We start from the raw sequence: 14,590 nt of genomic DNA on the forward strand, positions 1-14,590 counted from the left end.
ACGAAGCCCACATTCAATTTGTTTGACAGGACAGAGACCGAACAGCACCTTCCTTAAAGACCCGAAAGAAATTCGGTGATGCTTTGCGTCTATGAAAAAGGGAGAAGCAAATGGTTCGGCGCACATTTCGTCTTGGCATAGCCGCAGTTTTGTCCGCGATCTCTGCAACATCGGTTCTTGCGCAAACAGACGTGCTTTCTGCGCAGCAGTCCGACCCGAATGTTATTGGCTGGATGCAGGGCTTCCCTCCGCCTGACGACAAGCTCATCACACAGCCCGACAGCAACTACTTCAGCTTTCCCAAGTTGCGCTGGTCTGTCTGTCATCTTCGCGAGTTCCTGCCCACGGAAGAGATCAGCCGCGGCACCAATGCGCCCGTTCCGCTGAACTACCCTAGCCCGTCAGAATTCGCCGATCTGGCGCGAGAGATCGACGCGCTGACCTTCATGCCGATCGACGCCACCACCGAGATGACCTGGGAAGAGTCACTCTTCGCCAATTACACCGACGGCATGCTCATCCTCCATCGGGGAGAAGTGGTCTACGAGCGCTACTTCGGCTGCCTCGAGCAAGAGGGCAAGCATGCGATCATGTCGATGACGAAGTCGATCACCGGGCTTTTGGGCGAAATTCTCGTGGCCGAGGGCGTGCTTGACGATACGCGTCTGGTCCGTGACGTGATCCCGGAGATCGGCGACAGTGCCTTTGCGAGTGCAACCGTCCGGGAGGTCATGGATATGACCACCGGCGTCCAGTATTCAGAAAACTACTCTGACCCGAACGCCGACATCTGGGTTTACTCGCGTGCAGCAAGCCCGCTGCCGAAGCCAGCCGATTACGAGGGGCCGGACGGCTACTGGGAGTATCTCCAGCAGGTTCAGCCGGAGGGCAACCACGGAGACGCATTCCACTACAAGACGATCAACTCCGACATGCTTGGCTGGATGATCAGCCGGGTGACGGGCAAGGCGGTGACCGATCTCGCCTCGGAGCGCCTTTGGCGCCGCATGGGCGCCGAGATGGACGCCTACCAGACGGTGGATGGCAAGGGCGTGCCCTTCGCCGGTGGCGGCATAACGGCAGGCCTGCGCGATCTCGGGCGGCTCGGCTTGCTGATGTTGAACGAGGGCCAACTGAACGGTAAGCGCCTTTTCCCGGCGGAGGTTGCTCAGAAAATCGCCGCAGGAGGCGATCAGTCGAAGTTTGCAGGTTTTCCGACGATCCCGAACGGCAGCTACAAAAGCCAGTGGTGGGTCTTGCACAACGACCACGGCGCCTATGCCGCGCGCGGCGTCCACGGCCAGACGATCTATATCGACCCGACCGCCGAGATGGTTCTGGTGCGCGTTGCGTCCTACCCCCGCGCGCAGAACGGCTACATCGATCCGACCTCACTGCCTGCCTATCAAGCGGTCGCTGAATACCTCATGATGCGATAATGTCCTGTGCGCCAGGAGCAGCCGTCAACTTCGGGCTGTAAGCCGACCAACGCGGTTTGCGGACATCCCCCTTCTTTTCAGGGCAAGCCAGATATTCGAACGGCTCCTGACCGCAGGTTTACCGGCGGAGGGTCGCGAAAGGGGGGGGATGGTACCGACTCCCCGGCTCGAACGGGGGACCTCTTGATCCACAATCAAGCGCTCTAACCTACTGAGCTAAGTCGGCACGTTGGGGCGAAATACCCCCGCTTAATCGTCATTGCAAGCCCCAATCCCGGCCTGATCCAGCCGGATCGACCACGCCTGTTCCACCAGATCGACGCCGAAGGACCGCACCGGACGGCTGCTGTTCAAGGTCCAGCCGGTGCGGGCGTAAAGCGCGCAGGCCGCGCGGTGGCTTTCATGCGTCCAAAGCCGCATCTGCCGGTACCCCCGCGCCTTGGCATAGGTCATGCAGGTAGACAGCAGGCGTTTGCCCAGGCCCCTTCCGCGCGCCGCGGGCGCCAGCAGGAACAGCCGCAGCTTGGCCGTCTGCGCATCCTCGCGCACGCAGAAGATGCTGCCAAGGCGCTGGCCCTCTTCGACCGCGATCCAGGCGCGCTCGCAGGTTGGATCACGATCCCTGACATAAGCCTGCAAAATATCGCCCACCAGCGCGCCAAAGCTGTCGTCGAACCCCTCGGCACGGGCATAGTGCTGGCCGTGCTGATCCACCAGCCAGGGCACATCGTCAGGTTCCAGGTCACGCAATTCCACCGCCATATCGGCAGCGAAGCAGAGCGCGCCGCCGCTGTCCAGCACATGCCACGCTCTTGCATTCCGGCGGGGCTGCGCGTACGTCCTGCGTCCTGATAGCGGGGCCCGTACGGCCCCTGACAGCCGCCGGGGACATCGACATGGGCATCAACACCGAACGCGACATCGAAGCCAACCTGCAGATCGGCCCGACCGATCAGGGCATGGTGCGGCTGTTCGTTCTGGCCGACGGAATCGAAATTCCGATGGATTTCGACCCGGAAGAGGCGGACGACATCGCCGAGGAAATCCGCGCCGCCGCCGCTGCCGCGCGCAAGGTCAAGGTCCGCTAGGGCCGGGCCCGGCCGCCGTCAGAAAGGCGCCGTCATGTCCACACCCGATCCCCGCAGAGCCTCGCCCGTCCGGCTGGCCATCGCCGGGCTGGGCCTTGTGGGGCAGCGTCATGCCGATGCCATCGCGCAGGTCGCGGGCGCCACGCTTTGCGCGGTGGTCGATACCGGCCCGCAGGCGGGGGCCGAGGCAGCGCGTCGGGGCATACCGCTCTTCGCTGATCTGGACGAGATGATCGCGGCGGAACGGCCAGACGGCATCATCCTGTCCACCCCGACACCCCTGCATGCGGCCCAGGGCCTGCGCTGCGTCGCGGCGGGCATTCCCGCGCTGATCGAAAAGCCGCTCGCTGACGATCTGGACGCCGCGCGCGACCTCGTTGAGCAGGCCGAGGCCGCGAACGTGCCGCTGCTGGTCGGCCATCACCGCCGCCACAATCCGCTGATCCGTCAGGCCAAGGCGCTGATCGACGCGGGCCAGATCGGCACCGTCCGGGCGGTGCAGGCGACCTGCTGGTTCTACAAGCCCGACGCCTATTTCGACGCCGCCCCGTGGCGCAAGCTGCGCGGCGCGGGGCCGATATCGGTCAACCTCGTCCACGATGTCGACCTCATCCGGCATCTCTGCGGCGAAGTGGTCAGCGTGCAGGCTCAGGCCGCGCCATCGCAGCGCGGGTTCGAGAACGAGGATGTCGCCGCCGCCCTTCTGACCTTTGACACCGGCGCCATCGGGACGATCACCGTCTCGGACAGCATTGTCGCCCCCTGGAGTTGGGAAATGACCTCGCGCGAATACCCGGTCTATCCGGCCACGGGGCAAAGCGCCTACCAGATCGGCGGCAGCCACGGGTCGCTGTCGATTCCCGACCTCACGGTCTGGTCGCACGGCGCGGTGCGCGACTGGTGGACACCCATATCCGCGACCTCGGTCCCGCAAAGCGCGTCCGATCCGCTGGTGAACCAGATCGCGCAGTTCGTGGCGGTGATCGCGGGGACCGAGACGCCGCTGGTATCGGGACGCGAAGGATTGCGCAGCTTGGCTGTGGTGGACGCGATCCAGGCATCCGCCCGCACCGGGCAAACCGTGCAGCTTCGCCCGCGCGCGGAGGCTGACCGTTCCTGAGCGCCGTACCGCGCAAGCAGTATGCTAGCGCGACAGCCCGCCGTGCAGCGTCGGCACGTCAAGCGACGCGAAGCCGTAGTGACGCAGCCAGCGCAGGTCGCTGTCGAAAAAGGCGCGCAGGTCGGGAATGCCGTATTTCAGCATCGCGATCCGGTCAATCCCCATGCCAAAGGCAAAGCCCTGCCAGACCTCGGGATCGACATTCGCGGCGCGCAGCACCTTGGGATGCACCATGCCCGACCCCAGCACCTCGAGCCAGCCGTCGCCTTCGCCGATCCTGAGCTGCCCGTCTTCCCAGGAACATTGGATGTCGACCTCGGCCGAGGGTTCGGTGAACGGGAAATGCGAGGCGCGGAACCGGGTCTTGATCCCGTCGACTTCAAAGAAAGCGGCAAAGAACTCTTCCAGCACCCACTTGAGGTTGGCCATCGAGATGTCCTTGTCGATCGCCAGCCCCTCGACCTGGTTGAACATCGGCGTGTGGGTCTGGTCGTAATCGGCGCGGTAGACGCGGCCCGGCGCGATGATGCGGCAAGGCGCGCCATGCTTTTCCATATGCCGAATCTGCACCGGGCTGGTGTGGGTCCGCAGCACGTGCGGCGGGCGATTGTCGCCCTCGGCGCGGTGCATGTAGAACGTGTCCATCTCGGCCCGCGCGGGGTGATGACCGGGGATGTTGAGTGCGTCGAAATTGTACCAGTCGGTATCGATCTGCGGCCCCTCGGCCACCGAAAAACCCATGTCGGCGAAGATCGCGGTCACTTCTTCCGTGACCTGGCTGATCGGGTGAATCGTGCCCGCGGGCCGCGACCGCCCCGGCAGCGTCACGTCGAGCCATTCGCCGCGCAGGCGCTCGTCGAGCGCGGCATCGGCCAGCGCCATCTTCTTGGCCGCCAGCGCGGAATTGATCTCGTCCTTGAGCGCGTTGAGCGCGGGGCCTGCGGTCTGGCGTTCCTCGGGGCTCATCTTGCCCAGTTCGCGCATCTTCAGGGCCACCTCGCCCTTCTTGCCGACGGCAGCCAGGCGGATATCCTCGAGCGCCGCTTCGTCGGCGGCATCGGCAATACGGGAGAGGTATTTCTGCTTGAGATCGTCCATCGCGCGGTCCTTCAGTGATCGCCGGACGGGTTAGCAGACTGGTGGCTGAATACAAGACATCGCGCGGTCGCGCGCGGCATGTGCCGCCCGTCTTGCGGTGCCAATGCGACCCGTGGCGTCGGGGCAACGGATGGCTGCCATCCGGTTCGCTATATCGACCGTCGCCGGCCCGTCCACTCGGATGGAACGTGTCGGCCAGACGGCCAAGGTATTTTCCGGAAATGACCATCATCACGCCCGATCGCGGCCTTTTCGCGTCGTTACTCCATGTCGCAGGCGTTTTTCAGAGGGCTTCATGCAGGGGAGTGCAGGCATGTCAGGACACGGCAAATCCGGCAGTAGCAAATGGGCGGCATTAGAGATCCCGTCAGCTCTGGGTCTCGGATTGCTCTACTACTTTTACACCACACATTTCGAAGGGTTCCTGATGATCTTCGGGCACCTGCTTCTGTACACGCTGCCCATCACCGGCATCCTGCTGCTGTGCATGGCATTCCTGACACTGAGGCTGCTTGCCCGCAATCCGTTGCTGATCCTCTTGCCAATCATCGCCTACTTTGCATTCTGAAGGTTGCAGCATGGGGGCGGGATAAGAACCAGCTCACTTGCAGGACGGGCTACGCGCATCATGTCTTGGGGTGTGCCAGTCAAAAGGACCCTTTTCATGCGCCGGATTGCCGTTGCCGTGTTGCTTTTACTCACCGCTGCCTGCGGGCGCGGCGTGCCGGATGACGCGCAGATCGTCGTCGCCGGGGACTCCGTCATGGCCTGGAATCGTGTCCAGGGCGCCGGCGTCGCGGACCAGTTGTCAGAGCGGCTGGCGCAGCCGGTGGGCGACGTGTCCCTGCCCTATGCCAGCGTGACCGGATCGACCGGGTCCGGGCCGCTCGACATCTCGCGCCAGGTCAGCGGGCTGTCTGCCCGCTGGGTGGTGATGAACGGCGGCGCAAACGATCTGGGCGTCGGTTGTTCGGGGGCCGGAACCGGGGCGATCCTGAACCGGCTGATCTCGGCCGACGGCCGCACCGGCGCGATCCCGGACATGGTGGCGAAGTTGCGGGCGCGCAATGTGCGGGTGCTCTGGGCGGATTACTACACCTCGCCGCGTTTCGTCGGCACGCCGTGCGGCCGCGTCTATGACCAGATGGCCGGGCGCACCGCGCGGATGGCGGCGGCGGATCCGGGCGTTTTCTACGTCGACATGGGGGATGTGGTTCAGCCCGCCGATGCCTCTGTGTTTGCGCGCGACCGCATCCACCCCTCGCACGAAGGCTCTGCCCGCATCGCGGCGCTGATCGCGGACGCCCTGCGCAGCGCGGACCCGGCGACCACCCGGGCCGGGCAGTGATCCGCGTGCCCCGTCGGTACATCGGACAGAAGGACCCGTAGCCATGTCGCTGAACTGGAAAGAGGCTTTGACCCAGGCGGACGCGCTGGGAAAAGACCATCAGCACGCCGCCGCCCGCGATCTGCTGCGCAGCGCCCTGCCCGAAAATGCCGAACCCGCCCACTGGTTCCGGATCGCCCGGGCCGAGATTGCCTGCCAGGACCTGGACAGCGCGCAAGAGGCGCTTGACGCGGCGCGGGGTCTGGGTCTGGCCGCGCCACTCGACCTGCAACTGACCGTGGCGCTGGGGATCAGGCGCCGGGACTACGATGCCGTGATGTCAGCCGCCCGCGCGGCCCTGGACGCGGGCACCGAGATAGTGCCACCTGCGCGGCTCAACATCGCGCTTGCAGCGCTGGAAACCGGGCAGAACCAGCTGGCCGAGGAACAGGCCGATCTTGTGCTTTCGACCCATCCCGAACACCCCAAGGCGATCGAGATCAAATATCAGGCCGCGACCCGGTTCCTGCCCGAGGACACCGCCGAGGCGGAACTGGCCGCACGCATGTTCGCCCCCGGCCACGGCCCCGCGCATCTGATCGCGCTGCGAGAGCTGCGCGCCGCCATGCGCCGTGACCCCGAAAGGTTGCAGCGTCTGGTGGACCAGGCGATGGCGCATTGGGCCGATCATCCCGATCTGGCGCACCACCGGTCGAAGAACCTGCCGCCCGAATTCGGTGCCCCGCCCAAACCCGCAGGCAAGGGCCGTCTGGACCTGATCCAGGCCCGGCTGGAGCAGATCACCGCCGGCAGACCGCATTTTGCCCCGCTGGTGCCTCGGATCGTCAAGGACATCGAGGAGGACATGCTGACCCGCGATCCGGTGCTGACGGCGGTCGAAGATACCATTACCCAAAGCGAAAACACCGGATCGGGGCATGTGGTGGTCTATTTCCACGGCCTGGCCGAGGTCGCGCTGATGACGGTCGCGATGGATGCCTACCTGAACTGCGCCGGGGCAAATGCGATCTATCTGCGCGACCCCGACCGCCTGTTGTTCACCGCAGGCCATGCCGAGCTCGGTGGCGATCTGGACAGCGCGGCGGAGGCGTTGCAGGCGCGGATCGACAGCTTTGGCCCGCGGCACAGCCTGACGATGATCGGTGTGTCGGCGGGCGGGTTTGGCGCGGTGCTCTTCGGCGCGCGGCTCAAGGCCGACCGCGTGGTGTGCTTTTCGTCCCCCACTGTCGTGGATCGCGCCTTTGCGGATTCGATCGGCGACCGGCGGGCGCGGTCGATATTGCACCGGATCGAAACTCTCGCCCCCGACCGCCCGCGACTCCTGCGACCCGTTCTCGATGCACAGGATCCGCCACTGCAGCTCGACCTGATCTATGGTGCCGATCAGCCGCAGGATTCCGCCTATGCCGAGGTCGTGCGCGGCGCGCCCGGGGTGACGCTCTACCCGATCAAGGGACTGGCCGAGCACGCATCGATTATCGACATCATGCAGCGGGGCTTGTTCATGGACGTTCTGCGCGGCAACCTGCGGCGGGTCGCGGCGCTTGGACCCCAGTAACTCCCGACTGGACCTGTCAGGCGCTGCAGTGATGCGGGTCGCGAAACGCGTTTTTGCGTGTACTGCGGATACAGTTCTCTGCTAGGTCCCGAGAGTAGCCCCCTTGCCTGGTAGTTTCCGATGACCCTGCCACACCGCATCATTGAAGGACGCAGCACGCGACCGACCCTGTCGGCGTTGCGCCGCCGGATCGGGCGGTTGCAAGCGTCGAGCTACGATGTCGCCAACATCTGCAATCTGACCTGCGAGGGCTGTCTTTACTTCGCGCGGGCGAGCACCCATCCGCAGGCCGACGGCACGGACCTTAAGTGGGACGCGCTTTTTCGAGCCGAAGCCCGGCGGGGCGTGAACTTTGCCTATCTTGCCGGGGCGGAGCCATCGATGGTGCCGAACCGGCTGCGCGCGGCCTGGACCCATATCGGCGCGGGCGTGGTCTTTACCAACGGGACGCGGCGGATCGCCGACGATCTGGGTTTTCGCATTCATGTGTCGCTTTGGGGAATCGGCGACAGCAGCGCGGAGTTGCGCGGCGCGGACGTGAATGCCAAGGCATTTCGAAACTATGCCGGTGACCCGCGCGCGGTTTTTGTCTTTACGATCAATGCACACAACACCAAAGAGATTGTCCCGGCCGCCGCTGCCTGCGCCGCGCATGGCGTGCCGCTGACCTACAGCTATTTTTCGCCCACCGATGCCTACCAGAGCCACGTACAATCGACCGAAGCCGAGCGGACCGACTACCTGCGGCTGAGCGCCCCGGATTACGACTTGCGGCACACGCCCGAAAGCCTGGCCGCCGCCCGTGCGCAGATCGTCGAGGCGATGGCGCTTTATCCGGACACCGTCCGCTACAGCCTGCATTACAACGACTGGATTTCCCGGCCCATCGCCCAGCTTTGGGACCTGGACGCCGACGGCGTGGCGATCAATTGCGGCACCCGGTCGACCGAAACCCATCGCCATCACGGATCCGACGCCACACGGCACACAGGCAAGTGCTGTTCGCCCAATATCGATTGCCGTGAATGCCGGGCCTATGCCATGGCCTTTGGCACCTACGTGTCGCGGCAGGCGGATTTTTCCGGCAACCGCCGCGAATTTGCCGAATGGGTCGATGGTGTGCGCCTGTGGTTCGATCTTTTCATGCCGACCGACCTTGCCGCACCACCGGGCACGGAAGCCGCACAAGAAAAAACCGCGGCCTCCGAAGAAGCCGCGGTCTGATCGTCAATTCCTGGCGCTGAAGGCTCAGGCGGGCAGCGCGGCCTTGGCTTGCGCCGCGATGGCGTTGAACGCCTCGGGCTCGTGCACCGCGAGATCGGCCAGAACCTTGCGGTCCACCTCGATCCCGGCCAGTGCCAGACCGTTGATGAAACGCGAATAGGTCAGCGTGTCGTCATACATCCGCACAGCCGCGTTGATGCGCTGGATCCACAGCGCGCGGAAGCTGCGCTTGCGCGCACGACGGTCGCGCGTGGCATACTGGTTGGCCTTGTCGACAGCCTGTGCCGCCACCTTGAAGGTGTTCTTGCGACGGCCGTAGTAGCCTTTGGCGGCCTTGGTGATTTTCTTGTGACGGGCGTGGGTGACTGTCCCACCTTTGACGCGTGCCATGATCTAGGGCTCCTTTTCAGATGGGTCTATCAGCGGTCGTAGGGCATGAAGCCCTTGACGATCTTTGCATCGGGGGCCGACAAAGTGGTCGTCCCGCGCGCATCGCGGATGAACTTCTTGGTGCGTTTGATCATGCCGTGGCGTTTCCCCGCCTGGCCCGACAGGACCTTGCCGGTCGCCGTCACCTTGAAGCGCTTTTTCGCGCTCGATTTGGTCTTCATCTTGGGCATTTCCGTCTCCTTCGAATTTGGGTCGGTCTGGCGCGCGACTCGGCATGCCACTTGGGCCGGACGCGCGGTAGAGAGGCGCCGTATAGGCGGCTGCGCCTGGGGATGCAAGACGGTTTGTCGCGCGGCCGGTAGTCGCCGGTCAGTCGATGCCCCGCTGCCGCCCGGCTATCCGGTGAATTGCCCGATGACCCGGTAGATCACCCCGGGAATCTGGTCCATCCGGTAGCCGTTTTCCTTGGTGTTGATCGCATAGACGATCAGCCCGCCCGCGATCAGCACGGCAACGGACGCCGCGCGGGGCGGACGCCCGTCCGATATCGCCGATACCATTGCCGGTATGGCGAACACCGCCACCACCAGGCCGATGACGAGACTCAAATCCGGTTCCATCAGAAATGTCCTGCCCACCACTTACGCAGGCAGATTACTCTGGAAGCAGACCGCTGTCAGCCCGGATCCGTGTGGTAGATCAGCCGTTCGTCGCAGGGGGCGACACGCAGGATGTTCGTGGTGCCAGAGGTGTTGAACGGCACACCGGCGGTCACGACGATCTGGTCCTGCGCTGTGGCATAGCCGCCCTTGCGGGCCTCGCGCGCGGCGTTCACGACAGCCTCCTTGAAACGCTCGAGCTTGCCGGTCTGCACGCAGTTGGTGCCCCAGGTCAGCGCCAGACGGCGGGCGGTGCCTTCCTGCGACGTCAGCGCCAGGATCGGCACGCGGGGGCGTTCGCGCGCCACCAGCAGGGCCGTGGTGCCCGACTGGGTAAAGCAGCAGATCGCCTTGATATCCGTGGTCTCGGCAATCTCGCGCGCGGCGGCGACGATGCCGTCGGCGACGGAGTTGCGCTTGGCGGCCCGGGAGGCGTCGATCACCTCGCGGTAGGTCGGATCGGCCTCGACCTCGATGGCGACGTTGTTCATCGTCGTCACCGCCTCGACCGGATAGGACCCGGCGGCGGATTCGGCCGACAGCATGATCGCATCGGTGCCTTCATAGATCGCCGTGGCGACGTCCGACACCTCGGCCCGTGTGGGCATGGGCGAATCGATCATCGATTCCAGCATCTGCGTGGCGACGATCACCGGCTTGGCTGCGGCGCGGCACTTGCGGATCAGGCGTTTCTGAATCGGCGGTACGTTCTGCACGGGCAGTTCCACCCCCAGATCGCCCCGGGCGACCATGATGCCGTCGCTGACCGCCAGGATCGAATCGAAGGATTTCACCGCGGCGGGCTTTTCGATCTTGGACAGGATCGCCGCGCGACCCTTGCACAGCGCCCGCGCCTCGTTCACATCCTCGGCGCGCTGCACGAAGGACAGCGCCAGCCAGTCGACGCCAAGATCGGCGACAAAGGCCAGATCCTTGCGGTCCTTTTCCGACAGCGCCGCCAGCGGCAGCACCACGTCGGGCACGTTCACGCCCTTGCGGTTGGAAATTGTCCCGCCCGTCAGCACCGTGCAATCGGCGAAATCCTTGCCGTACTTGGTGACCTTGAGCCGGATCTTCCCGTCGTTGATCAGCAGGTGCGAGCCCTTTTCGAGCGCCGCGAAGATTTCGGGATGCGGCAGGTTAACGCGGGTCGCATCGCCTTCGGCCGGATCGAGGTCGAGCCGGAAATCAGCGCCCTCTTCCAGCTCCTCTTCACCGTTGGCAAAGACACCGACGCGCAGCTTTGGCCCCTGAAGATCCGCCAGAATGCCGATGGTGCTTTCGCAATCCTCTTCGACCTTGCGGATGATCGCATGGCGTTCGGCGATTTCCTCGTGACTTCCGTGGCTCATGTTCAGGCGAAAGACATCCGCCCCCGCCTCGTGCAGGGCCCGGATCATTTCATAGTCGGACGACGCCGGGCCAAGCGTGGCCACGATCTTCACATTGCGCAGACGTTTCATATCAGCAGTCCTTATCGGATGTGTCGGCGGCACCCGTCCAGGGGCGTGCTGCAAGTGCAGTGTTACCGCTAACAGTTCTTGAGAGTTATTGCCTATTTCCCTTTGTCACGCAACTCCTCTATGTCATCGCAAAACGAAATGACACCTCCATGACCTACTCACCCTACCTGATCGAAGGGGCGGAACGCAAAAGCCGCTGGCTGATCACCTGCGATCATGCCTCAAACCGGGTCCCGCCCGATCTGGGCGGCACGCTGGGCCTGCCCGAAGCCGACATGGCCCGCCATATTGCCTATGATGTGGGCGCGGCGGGGGTCGTGCGGGCCCTGGCGGACACCCTGCAATGCCCTGCGATCCTGTCGGATTTTTCACGGCTGGTGATCGATCCCAACCGGGGCGAGGATGATCCGACGCTGCTGATGCGGCTGTATGACGGGTCGGTCATTCCGGGCAACCGCCACGCCGGAGCCGAGGAACGGGCGCGCAGGCTCGATGCCTATTACCGGCCCTATCACACCGCGCTCGAGGAATTGGCGGCGCGGCACGACGATACCGTGATCGTCGCCGTGCATTCCTTTACCCGGCAGCTGCGCGGGCGGCCGACACGGCCCTGGCATGTGGGCATCCTGCACGCCTGGGACAGCCGGTTGTCGGATCCGCTGATCGCGCGGCTCGAGGCGGAACCGGACCTGACCGTGGGCCGCAACCAGCCCTACCCCGGCCATCTGCCCGGTGACTCGATCGACCGGCACGGCTTGCAACACGGGCGGATGAACACGCTGATCGAACTGCGCAGCGACCTGATCGAAACCGCCGAGCAGCAGCGCCACTGGGGCGAAAGACTGGCGCCGGTGCTTGAATCGGCGCTGGCCGACAGCACATTCTGATCCGACAGGCGCATGAAGAAGGAGAGCAAGATGGACGACCAGACCCGTATCGAGCTTGAGGCCGCGGCCTTCCGCCGTCTGCGCCAGCACCTGATGCAGGATCGCACGGATGTGCAGAACATCGACATGATGAACCTGGCCGGTTTCTGCCGCAACTGCCTGAGCCGCTGGTATCAGGAGGCCGCCAACGAGCGCGGCATCGAGATGAGCAAGGACGAAGGCCGGGAGGCGTTCTACGGCATGACCATGGCGGAATGGAAAGCGAACCACCAAACCGACGCCGGGCCCGACAAGCAGCAGGCCTTCGAAAAGAGCTTTGCCGAAAACGTCGGCAAGGACGAATAGGTTTTTTGGGGGCGCTGCCCCCGACCGCCTTTGGCGGCCTCCCCCGAGGGTATTTGAAAACCGGAGAATGAGGGGCGCGGCGCGGGGGGGGGCGTCAGATGGCCGCTTTGAGGCTTTCCTCGAGATAGATTTCACGCAGGCGCAGGCTGCGTCGGCCCGGTGTGCCGTCGCCCAGGGCCGCGCCGTCGATTTCCACCACCGGCATGACGAAGGCGCTGGCCGAGGTCACAAAGGCTTCGTCGGCGGATTTGGCCTCTTCGACCGAGAAATTGCGTTCCTCGACCTCCATCTGCGCCTCGCGCGCGAACCGCAGCACGGCGGCGCGGGTGATGCCATGCAAGATGTCGTTCGACAGCGCCCGGGTGATGATCTTGTTGCCCTTGACGATGTAGGCGTTGTTGCTGGTGCCTTCGGTGACGAAGCCATCCTCGACCATCCAGGCGTCGTCGCACCCGGCCTTCTTGGCCATCATCTTGCCCATCGACGGGTAGAGCAACTGCACCGTCTTGATGTCGCGCCGCCCCCAACGCTGATCCTCGATGGTGACGATCTTGAGCCCGGTCTTGGCCGCCGGGCTGTCGGCGAGCCCGGGCTTGTTCTGGGTGAACAGCACGATCGTCGGTTCCGTGGTTTCGGGATCGGGAAAGACGAAATCGCGGTCGCCGGGTGCGCCACGGGTGATCTGCAGATAGACCAGCCCCTCGTCGATGTCGTTCACGCGCACCAGCTCGCGATGAATCTCGAGCAGTTCGTCGGTCGTGCAGGGCGCGCGCATATCAAGCTCGGTCAGCGACCGTTCGAGCCGTTTGGCATGACCGGCAAAGTCGATGAGCTTGCCTTCGAGAACGCTGGTGACCTCGTAGACCCCGTCGGCCATCAGAAAGGCGCGGTCGAAGATCGACACCTTGGCCTCGTGTTCGGGCAGGTACTCTCCGTTGACATAGACGGTGCGGGTCATGGGTCGGGTCCTTGTGTCTCAGCCCCAGAGGGCGCGTTCGGGCGGATGCACGCCCTTGTCGTCAAAGGTCAGAGCGTGGTCCCGGTCTTCGGCCAGAAGCAGCGGCCCGTCAAGGTCCGTCACCAGCGCCCCCTGCGCCACCAGCGTCGCTGGCGCCATGGCAAGGCTCGACCCGACCATGCAGCCGACCATGACGTCATAGCCTTCGGCGCGCGCGGCATCGCGCAGGCGCAGCGCCTCGGTCAGGCCGCCGGTTTTGTCGAGCTTGATGTTCACGACGTCGTACTTGCCCTTGAGCTTCGGCAGCGACGCGCGGTCGTGGCAGGATTCGTCGGCGCAGACCGGCACCGGGCGGTCCATGCCGATGAGCGCGTCATCCTCAACCGCGGGCAGCGGCTGTTCCACCAGCGTCACGCCCAGCCGCACAAGATGCGGCGCCAGATCGGCATAGACCGCGGCAGACCAGCCTTCGTTGGCATCGATGATGATGCGGGCGTCGGGCGCGCCTGCCCGTACTGCCTCGAGCCGGGGCATGTCGTCGGGGGTGCCAAGCTTGATCTTCAAAAGCGGACGGTGCGCGTGTTTCGCGGCCTGCGCGCGCATCTTTTCCGGGCTGTCGAGCGACAGGGTGTAGGCGGTGATCTCGGGACCCGGGGCGGCGAGGCCGGCCAGTTCCCAAGCGGCACGCCCTGCCTGCTTGGCCTGCAGATCCCAAAGCGCGCAATCCACGGCATTGCGCGCCGCACCTGCGGGCAACAGGTCGTACAGCGCATCCCTGTCGAAACGGTCGGGCAGGCCTTCGATCTCGGCGGTGACCGACTCCAGCGTCTCGTCATAGCGGGCATAGGGGACGCATTCGCCCCAGCCGGTCACGCCGCCGTCGGTGATCCGCACCGTCAGAACCTTTGCTTCAGTCCGCGATCCGCGGCTGATGGTGAACACCTCGGCCAGCCGGAACACATCACGTGTCACCTCAATATCCAAGGTCCGCTCCTTTCGCTTGCGGGGGATTC

At 64.7% G+C, this 14,590-nt stretch carries 17 protein-coding genes and 1 tRNA gene; 9 read left to right on the top strand and 9 right to left on the bottom strand.

Features of this window, described 5'->3' with window-relative positions; genetic code table 11:
• Positions 1–110 precede the first annotated feature (110 nt).
• Positions 111–1,439 (top strand): serine hydrolase domain-containing protein, encoded by a 1,329-nt coding sequence (locus ACOXXX_RS10575; RefSeq protein ID WP_422826543.1) that lies wholly within the window; start codon positions 111–113, stop codon positions 1,437–1,439.
• A 149-nt stretch (positions 1,440–1,588) separates the two neighbouring features.
• Here the strand turns inward: ACOXXX_RS10575 and ACOXXX_RS10580 are convergent.
• Positions 1,589–1,665 (bottom strand) — tRNA-His (locus ACOXXX_RS10580).
• Positions 1,666–1,688: 23 nt separating this feature from the next.
• A complete protein-coding gene (locus tag ACOXXX_RS10585) occupies positions 1,689–2,201 on the bottom strand; it encodes a GNAT family N-acetyltransferase (protein ID WP_422826672.1) in 513 nt (170 codons plus the stop codon).
• 134 nt (positions 2,202–2,335) lie between these two features.
• Between ACOXXX_RS10585 and ACOXXX_RS10590 the strand changes: the two genes are divergently transcribed.
• The gene (locus ACOXXX_RS10590) at positions 2,336–2,527 is read left to right on the top strand and encodes a DUF6324 family protein (protein ID WP_422826544.1); all 192 of its coding nucleotides are present in this window, start codon (positions 2,336–2,338) and stop codon (positions 2,525–2,527) included.
• A gap of 34 nt (positions 2,528–2,561) precedes the next feature.
• The gene (locus tag ACOXXX_RS10595) at positions 2,562–3,647 is read left to right on the top strand and encodes a Gfo/Idh/MocA family protein (protein ID WP_422826545.1); all 1,086 of its coding nucleotides are present in this window, start codon (positions 2,562–2,564) and stop codon (positions 3,645–3,647) included.
• A gap of 24 nt (positions 3,648–3,671) precedes the next feature.
• On the opposite strand, the gene pheS is transcribed toward ACOXXX_RS10595, so the two are convergent.
• Positions 3,672–4,745, bottom strand: a complete 1,074-nt coding sequence (gene pheS, locus ACOXXX_RS10600) for a phenylalanine--tRNA ligase subunit alpha (RefSeq protein WP_422826546.1) — start codon at positions 4,743–4,745, stop codon at positions 3,672–3,674.
• 181 nt (positions 4,746–4,926) lie between these two features.
• On the opposite strand from pheS, the gene ACOXXX_RS10605 reads away from it, so the two are divergent.
• The 4 genes from ACOXXX_RS10605 (at position 4,927) to ACOXXX_RS10620 (ending at position 8,875) form a co-directional block, all read left to right on the top strand.
• Positions 4,927–5,313 carry a hypothetical protein gene (locus tag ACOXXX_RS10605; RefSeq protein ID WP_422826547.1) on the top strand — a complete coding sequence of 129 codons (387 nt, stop codon included), beginning with the start codon at positions 4,927–4,929 and terminating at the stop codon, positions 5,311–5,313.
• Between the two features lie 96 nt (positions 5,314–5,409).
• On the top strand, positions 5,410–6,093 hold the full coding sequence (locus tag ACOXXX_RS10610; protein WP_422826548.1) for an SGNH/GDSL hydrolase family protein: 684 nt from the start codon (positions 5,410–5,412) through the stop codon (positions 6,091–6,093).
• 43 nt (positions 6,094–6,136) lie between these two features.
• The gene (locus ACOXXX_RS10615) at positions 6,137–7,651 is read left to right on the top strand and encodes a tetratricopeptide repeat protein (RefSeq protein WP_422826549.1); all 1,515 of its coding nucleotides are present in this window, start codon (positions 6,137–6,139) and stop codon (positions 7,649–7,651) included.
• Between the two features lie 120 nt (positions 7,652–7,771).
• A complete protein-coding gene (locus ACOXXX_RS10620) occupies positions 7,772–8,875 on the top strand; it encodes a hypothetical protein (RefSeq protein WP_422826550.1) in 1,104 nt (367 codons plus the stop codon).
• Positions 8,876–8,899: 24 nt separating this feature from the next.
• Here ACOXXX_RS10620 and rplT read toward each other — a convergent pair whose 3' ends face one another.
• The 4 genes from rplT to pyk form a co-directional block, all read right to left on the bottom strand.
• Positions 8,900–9,265 (bottom strand): 50S ribosomal protein L20, encoded by a 366-nt coding sequence (gene rplT, locus ACOXXX_RS10625; protein WP_422826551.1) that lies wholly within the window; start codon positions 9,263–9,265, stop codon positions 8,900–8,902.
• A gap of 29 nt (positions 9,266–9,294) precedes the next feature.
• Positions 9,295–9,495, bottom strand: a complete 201-nt coding sequence (gene rpmI, locus ACOXXX_RS10630) for a 50S ribosomal protein L35 (RefSeq protein ID WP_422826552.1) — start codon at positions 9,493–9,495, stop codon at positions 9,295–9,297.
• A 165-nt stretch (positions 9,496–9,660) separates the two neighbouring features.
• Positions 9,661–9,885 carry a hypothetical protein gene (locus tag ACOXXX_RS10635; RefSeq protein ID WP_422826553.1) on the bottom strand — a complete coding sequence of 75 codons (225 nt, stop codon included), beginning with the start codon at positions 9,883–9,885 and terminating at the stop codon, positions 9,661–9,663.
• Between the two features lie 56 nt (positions 9,886–9,941).
• Positions 9,942–11,387 carry a pyruvate kinase gene (gene pyk, locus ACOXXX_RS10640; RefSeq protein ID WP_422826554.1) on the bottom strand — a complete coding sequence of 482 codons (1,446 nt, stop codon included), beginning with the start codon at positions 11,385–11,387 and terminating at the stop codon, positions 9,942–9,944.
• 149 nt (positions 11,388–11,536) lie between these two features.
• Here pyk and ACOXXX_RS10645 point away from each other — a divergent pair, with 149 nt between their 5' ends.
• Positions 11,537–12,274, top strand: a complete 738-nt coding sequence (locus tag ACOXXX_RS10645) for an N-formylglutamate amidohydrolase (RefSeq protein WP_422826555.1) — start codon at positions 11,537–11,539, stop codon at positions 12,272–12,274.
• Positions 12,275–12,304: 30 nt separating this feature from the next.
• Positions 12,305–12,619: a DUF1244 domain-containing protein gene (locus ACOXXX_RS10650; protein ID WP_422826556.1), complete on the top strand. Its 315-nt coding sequence runs from the start codon at positions 12,305–12,307 to the stop codon at positions 12,617–12,619.
• A gap of 94 nt (positions 12,620–12,713) precedes the next feature.
• Here ACOXXX_RS10650 and ACOXXX_RS10655 read toward each other — a convergent pair whose 3' ends face one another.
• Both ACOXXX_RS10655 and dgcA read right to left on the bottom strand, forming a co-directional pair.
• The gene (locus tag ACOXXX_RS10655; RefSeq protein ID WP_422826557.1) at positions 12,714–13,577 is read right to left on the bottom strand and encodes a D-amino-acid transaminase; all 864 of its coding nucleotides are present in this window, start codon (positions 13,575–13,577) and stop codon (positions 12,714–12,716) included.
• Between the two features lie 18 nt (positions 13,578–13,595).
• Entirely contained in the window at positions 13,596–14,561 is a 966-nt protein-coding gene (gene dgcA, locus ACOXXX_RS10660) for an N-acetyl-D-Glu racemase DgcA (RefSeq protein WP_422826558.1), read from the bottom strand.
• Positions 14,562–14,590: the final 29 nt, after the last annotated feature.

Origin of the sequence: Thalassococcus sp. BH17M4-6 (assembly GCF_049323015.1) — a bacterium.
Lineage (GTDB): Bacteria > Pseudomonadota > Alphaproteobacteria > Rhodobacterales > Rhodobacteraceae > Puniceibacterium.

Bases quoted from the DNA above. Each gene is read 5' to 3' on its own strand.
- ACOXXX_RS10635 (WP_422826553.1), bottom strand. From the start codon at position 9,885: ATGGAACCGGATTTGAGTCTCGTCATCGGCCTGGTGGTGGCGGTGTTC.
- ACOXXX_RS10575 (WP_422826543.1), top strand. From the start codon at position 111: ATGGTTCGGCGCACATTTCGTCTTGGCATAGCCGCAGTTTTGTCCGCG.
- ACOXXX_RS10650 (WP_422826556.1), top strand. From the start codon at position 12,305: ATGGACGACCAGACCCGTATCGAGCTTGAGGCCGCGGCCTTCCGCCGT.
- ACOXXX_RS10610 (WP_422826548.1), top strand. From the start codon at position 5,410: ATGCGCCGGATTGCCGTTGCCGTGTTGCTTTTACTCACCGCTGCCTGC.
- ACOXXX_RS10655 (WP_422826557.1), bottom strand. From the start codon at position 13,577: ATGACCCGCACCGTCTATGTCAACGGAGAGTACCTGCCCGAACACGAG.
- ACOXXX_RS10615 (WP_422826549.1), top strand. From the start codon at position 6,137: ATGTCGCTGAACTGGAAAGAGGCTTTGACCCAGGCGGACGCGCTGGGA.
- rplT (WP_422826551.1), bottom strand. From the start codon at position 9,265: ATGGCACGCGTCAAAGGTGGGACAGTCACCCACGCCCGTCACAAGAAA.
- ACOXXX_RS10620 (WP_422826550.1), top strand. From the start codon at position 7,772: ATGACCCTGCCACACCGCATCATTGAAGGACGCAGCACGCGACCGACC.
- ACOXXX_RS10585 (WP_422826672.1), bottom strand. From the start codon at position 2,201: ATGGCGGTGGAATTGCGTGACCTGGAACCTGACGATGTGCCCTGGCTG.
- ACOXXX_RS10590 (WP_422826544.1), top strand. From the start codon at position 2,336: ATGGGCATCAACACCGAACGCGACATCGAAGCCAACCTGCAGATCGGC.
- pheS (WP_422826546.1), bottom strand. From the start codon at position 4,745: ATGGACGATCTCAAGCAGAAATACCTCTCCCGTATTGCCGATGCCGCC.
- ACOXXX_RS10605 (WP_422826547.1), top strand. From the start codon at position 4,927: ATGGAACGTGTCGGCCAGACGGCCAAGGTATTTTCCGGAAATGACCAT.
- ACOXXX_RS10645 (WP_422826555.1), top strand. From the start codon at position 11,537: ATGACCTACTCACCCTACCTGATCGAAGGGGCGGAACGCAAAAGCCGC.
- pyk (WP_422826554.1), bottom strand. From the start codon at position 11,387: ATGAAACGTCTGCGCAATGTGAAGATCGTGGCCACGCTTGGCCCGGCG.
- ACOXXX_RS10595 (WP_422826545.1), top strand. From the start codon at position 2,562: ATGTCCACACCCGATCCCCGCAGAGCCTCGCCCGTCCGGCTGGCCATC.
- rpmI (WP_422826552.1), bottom strand. From the start codon at position 9,495: ATGCCCAAGATGAAGACCAAATCGAGCGCGAAAAAGCGCTTCAAGGTG.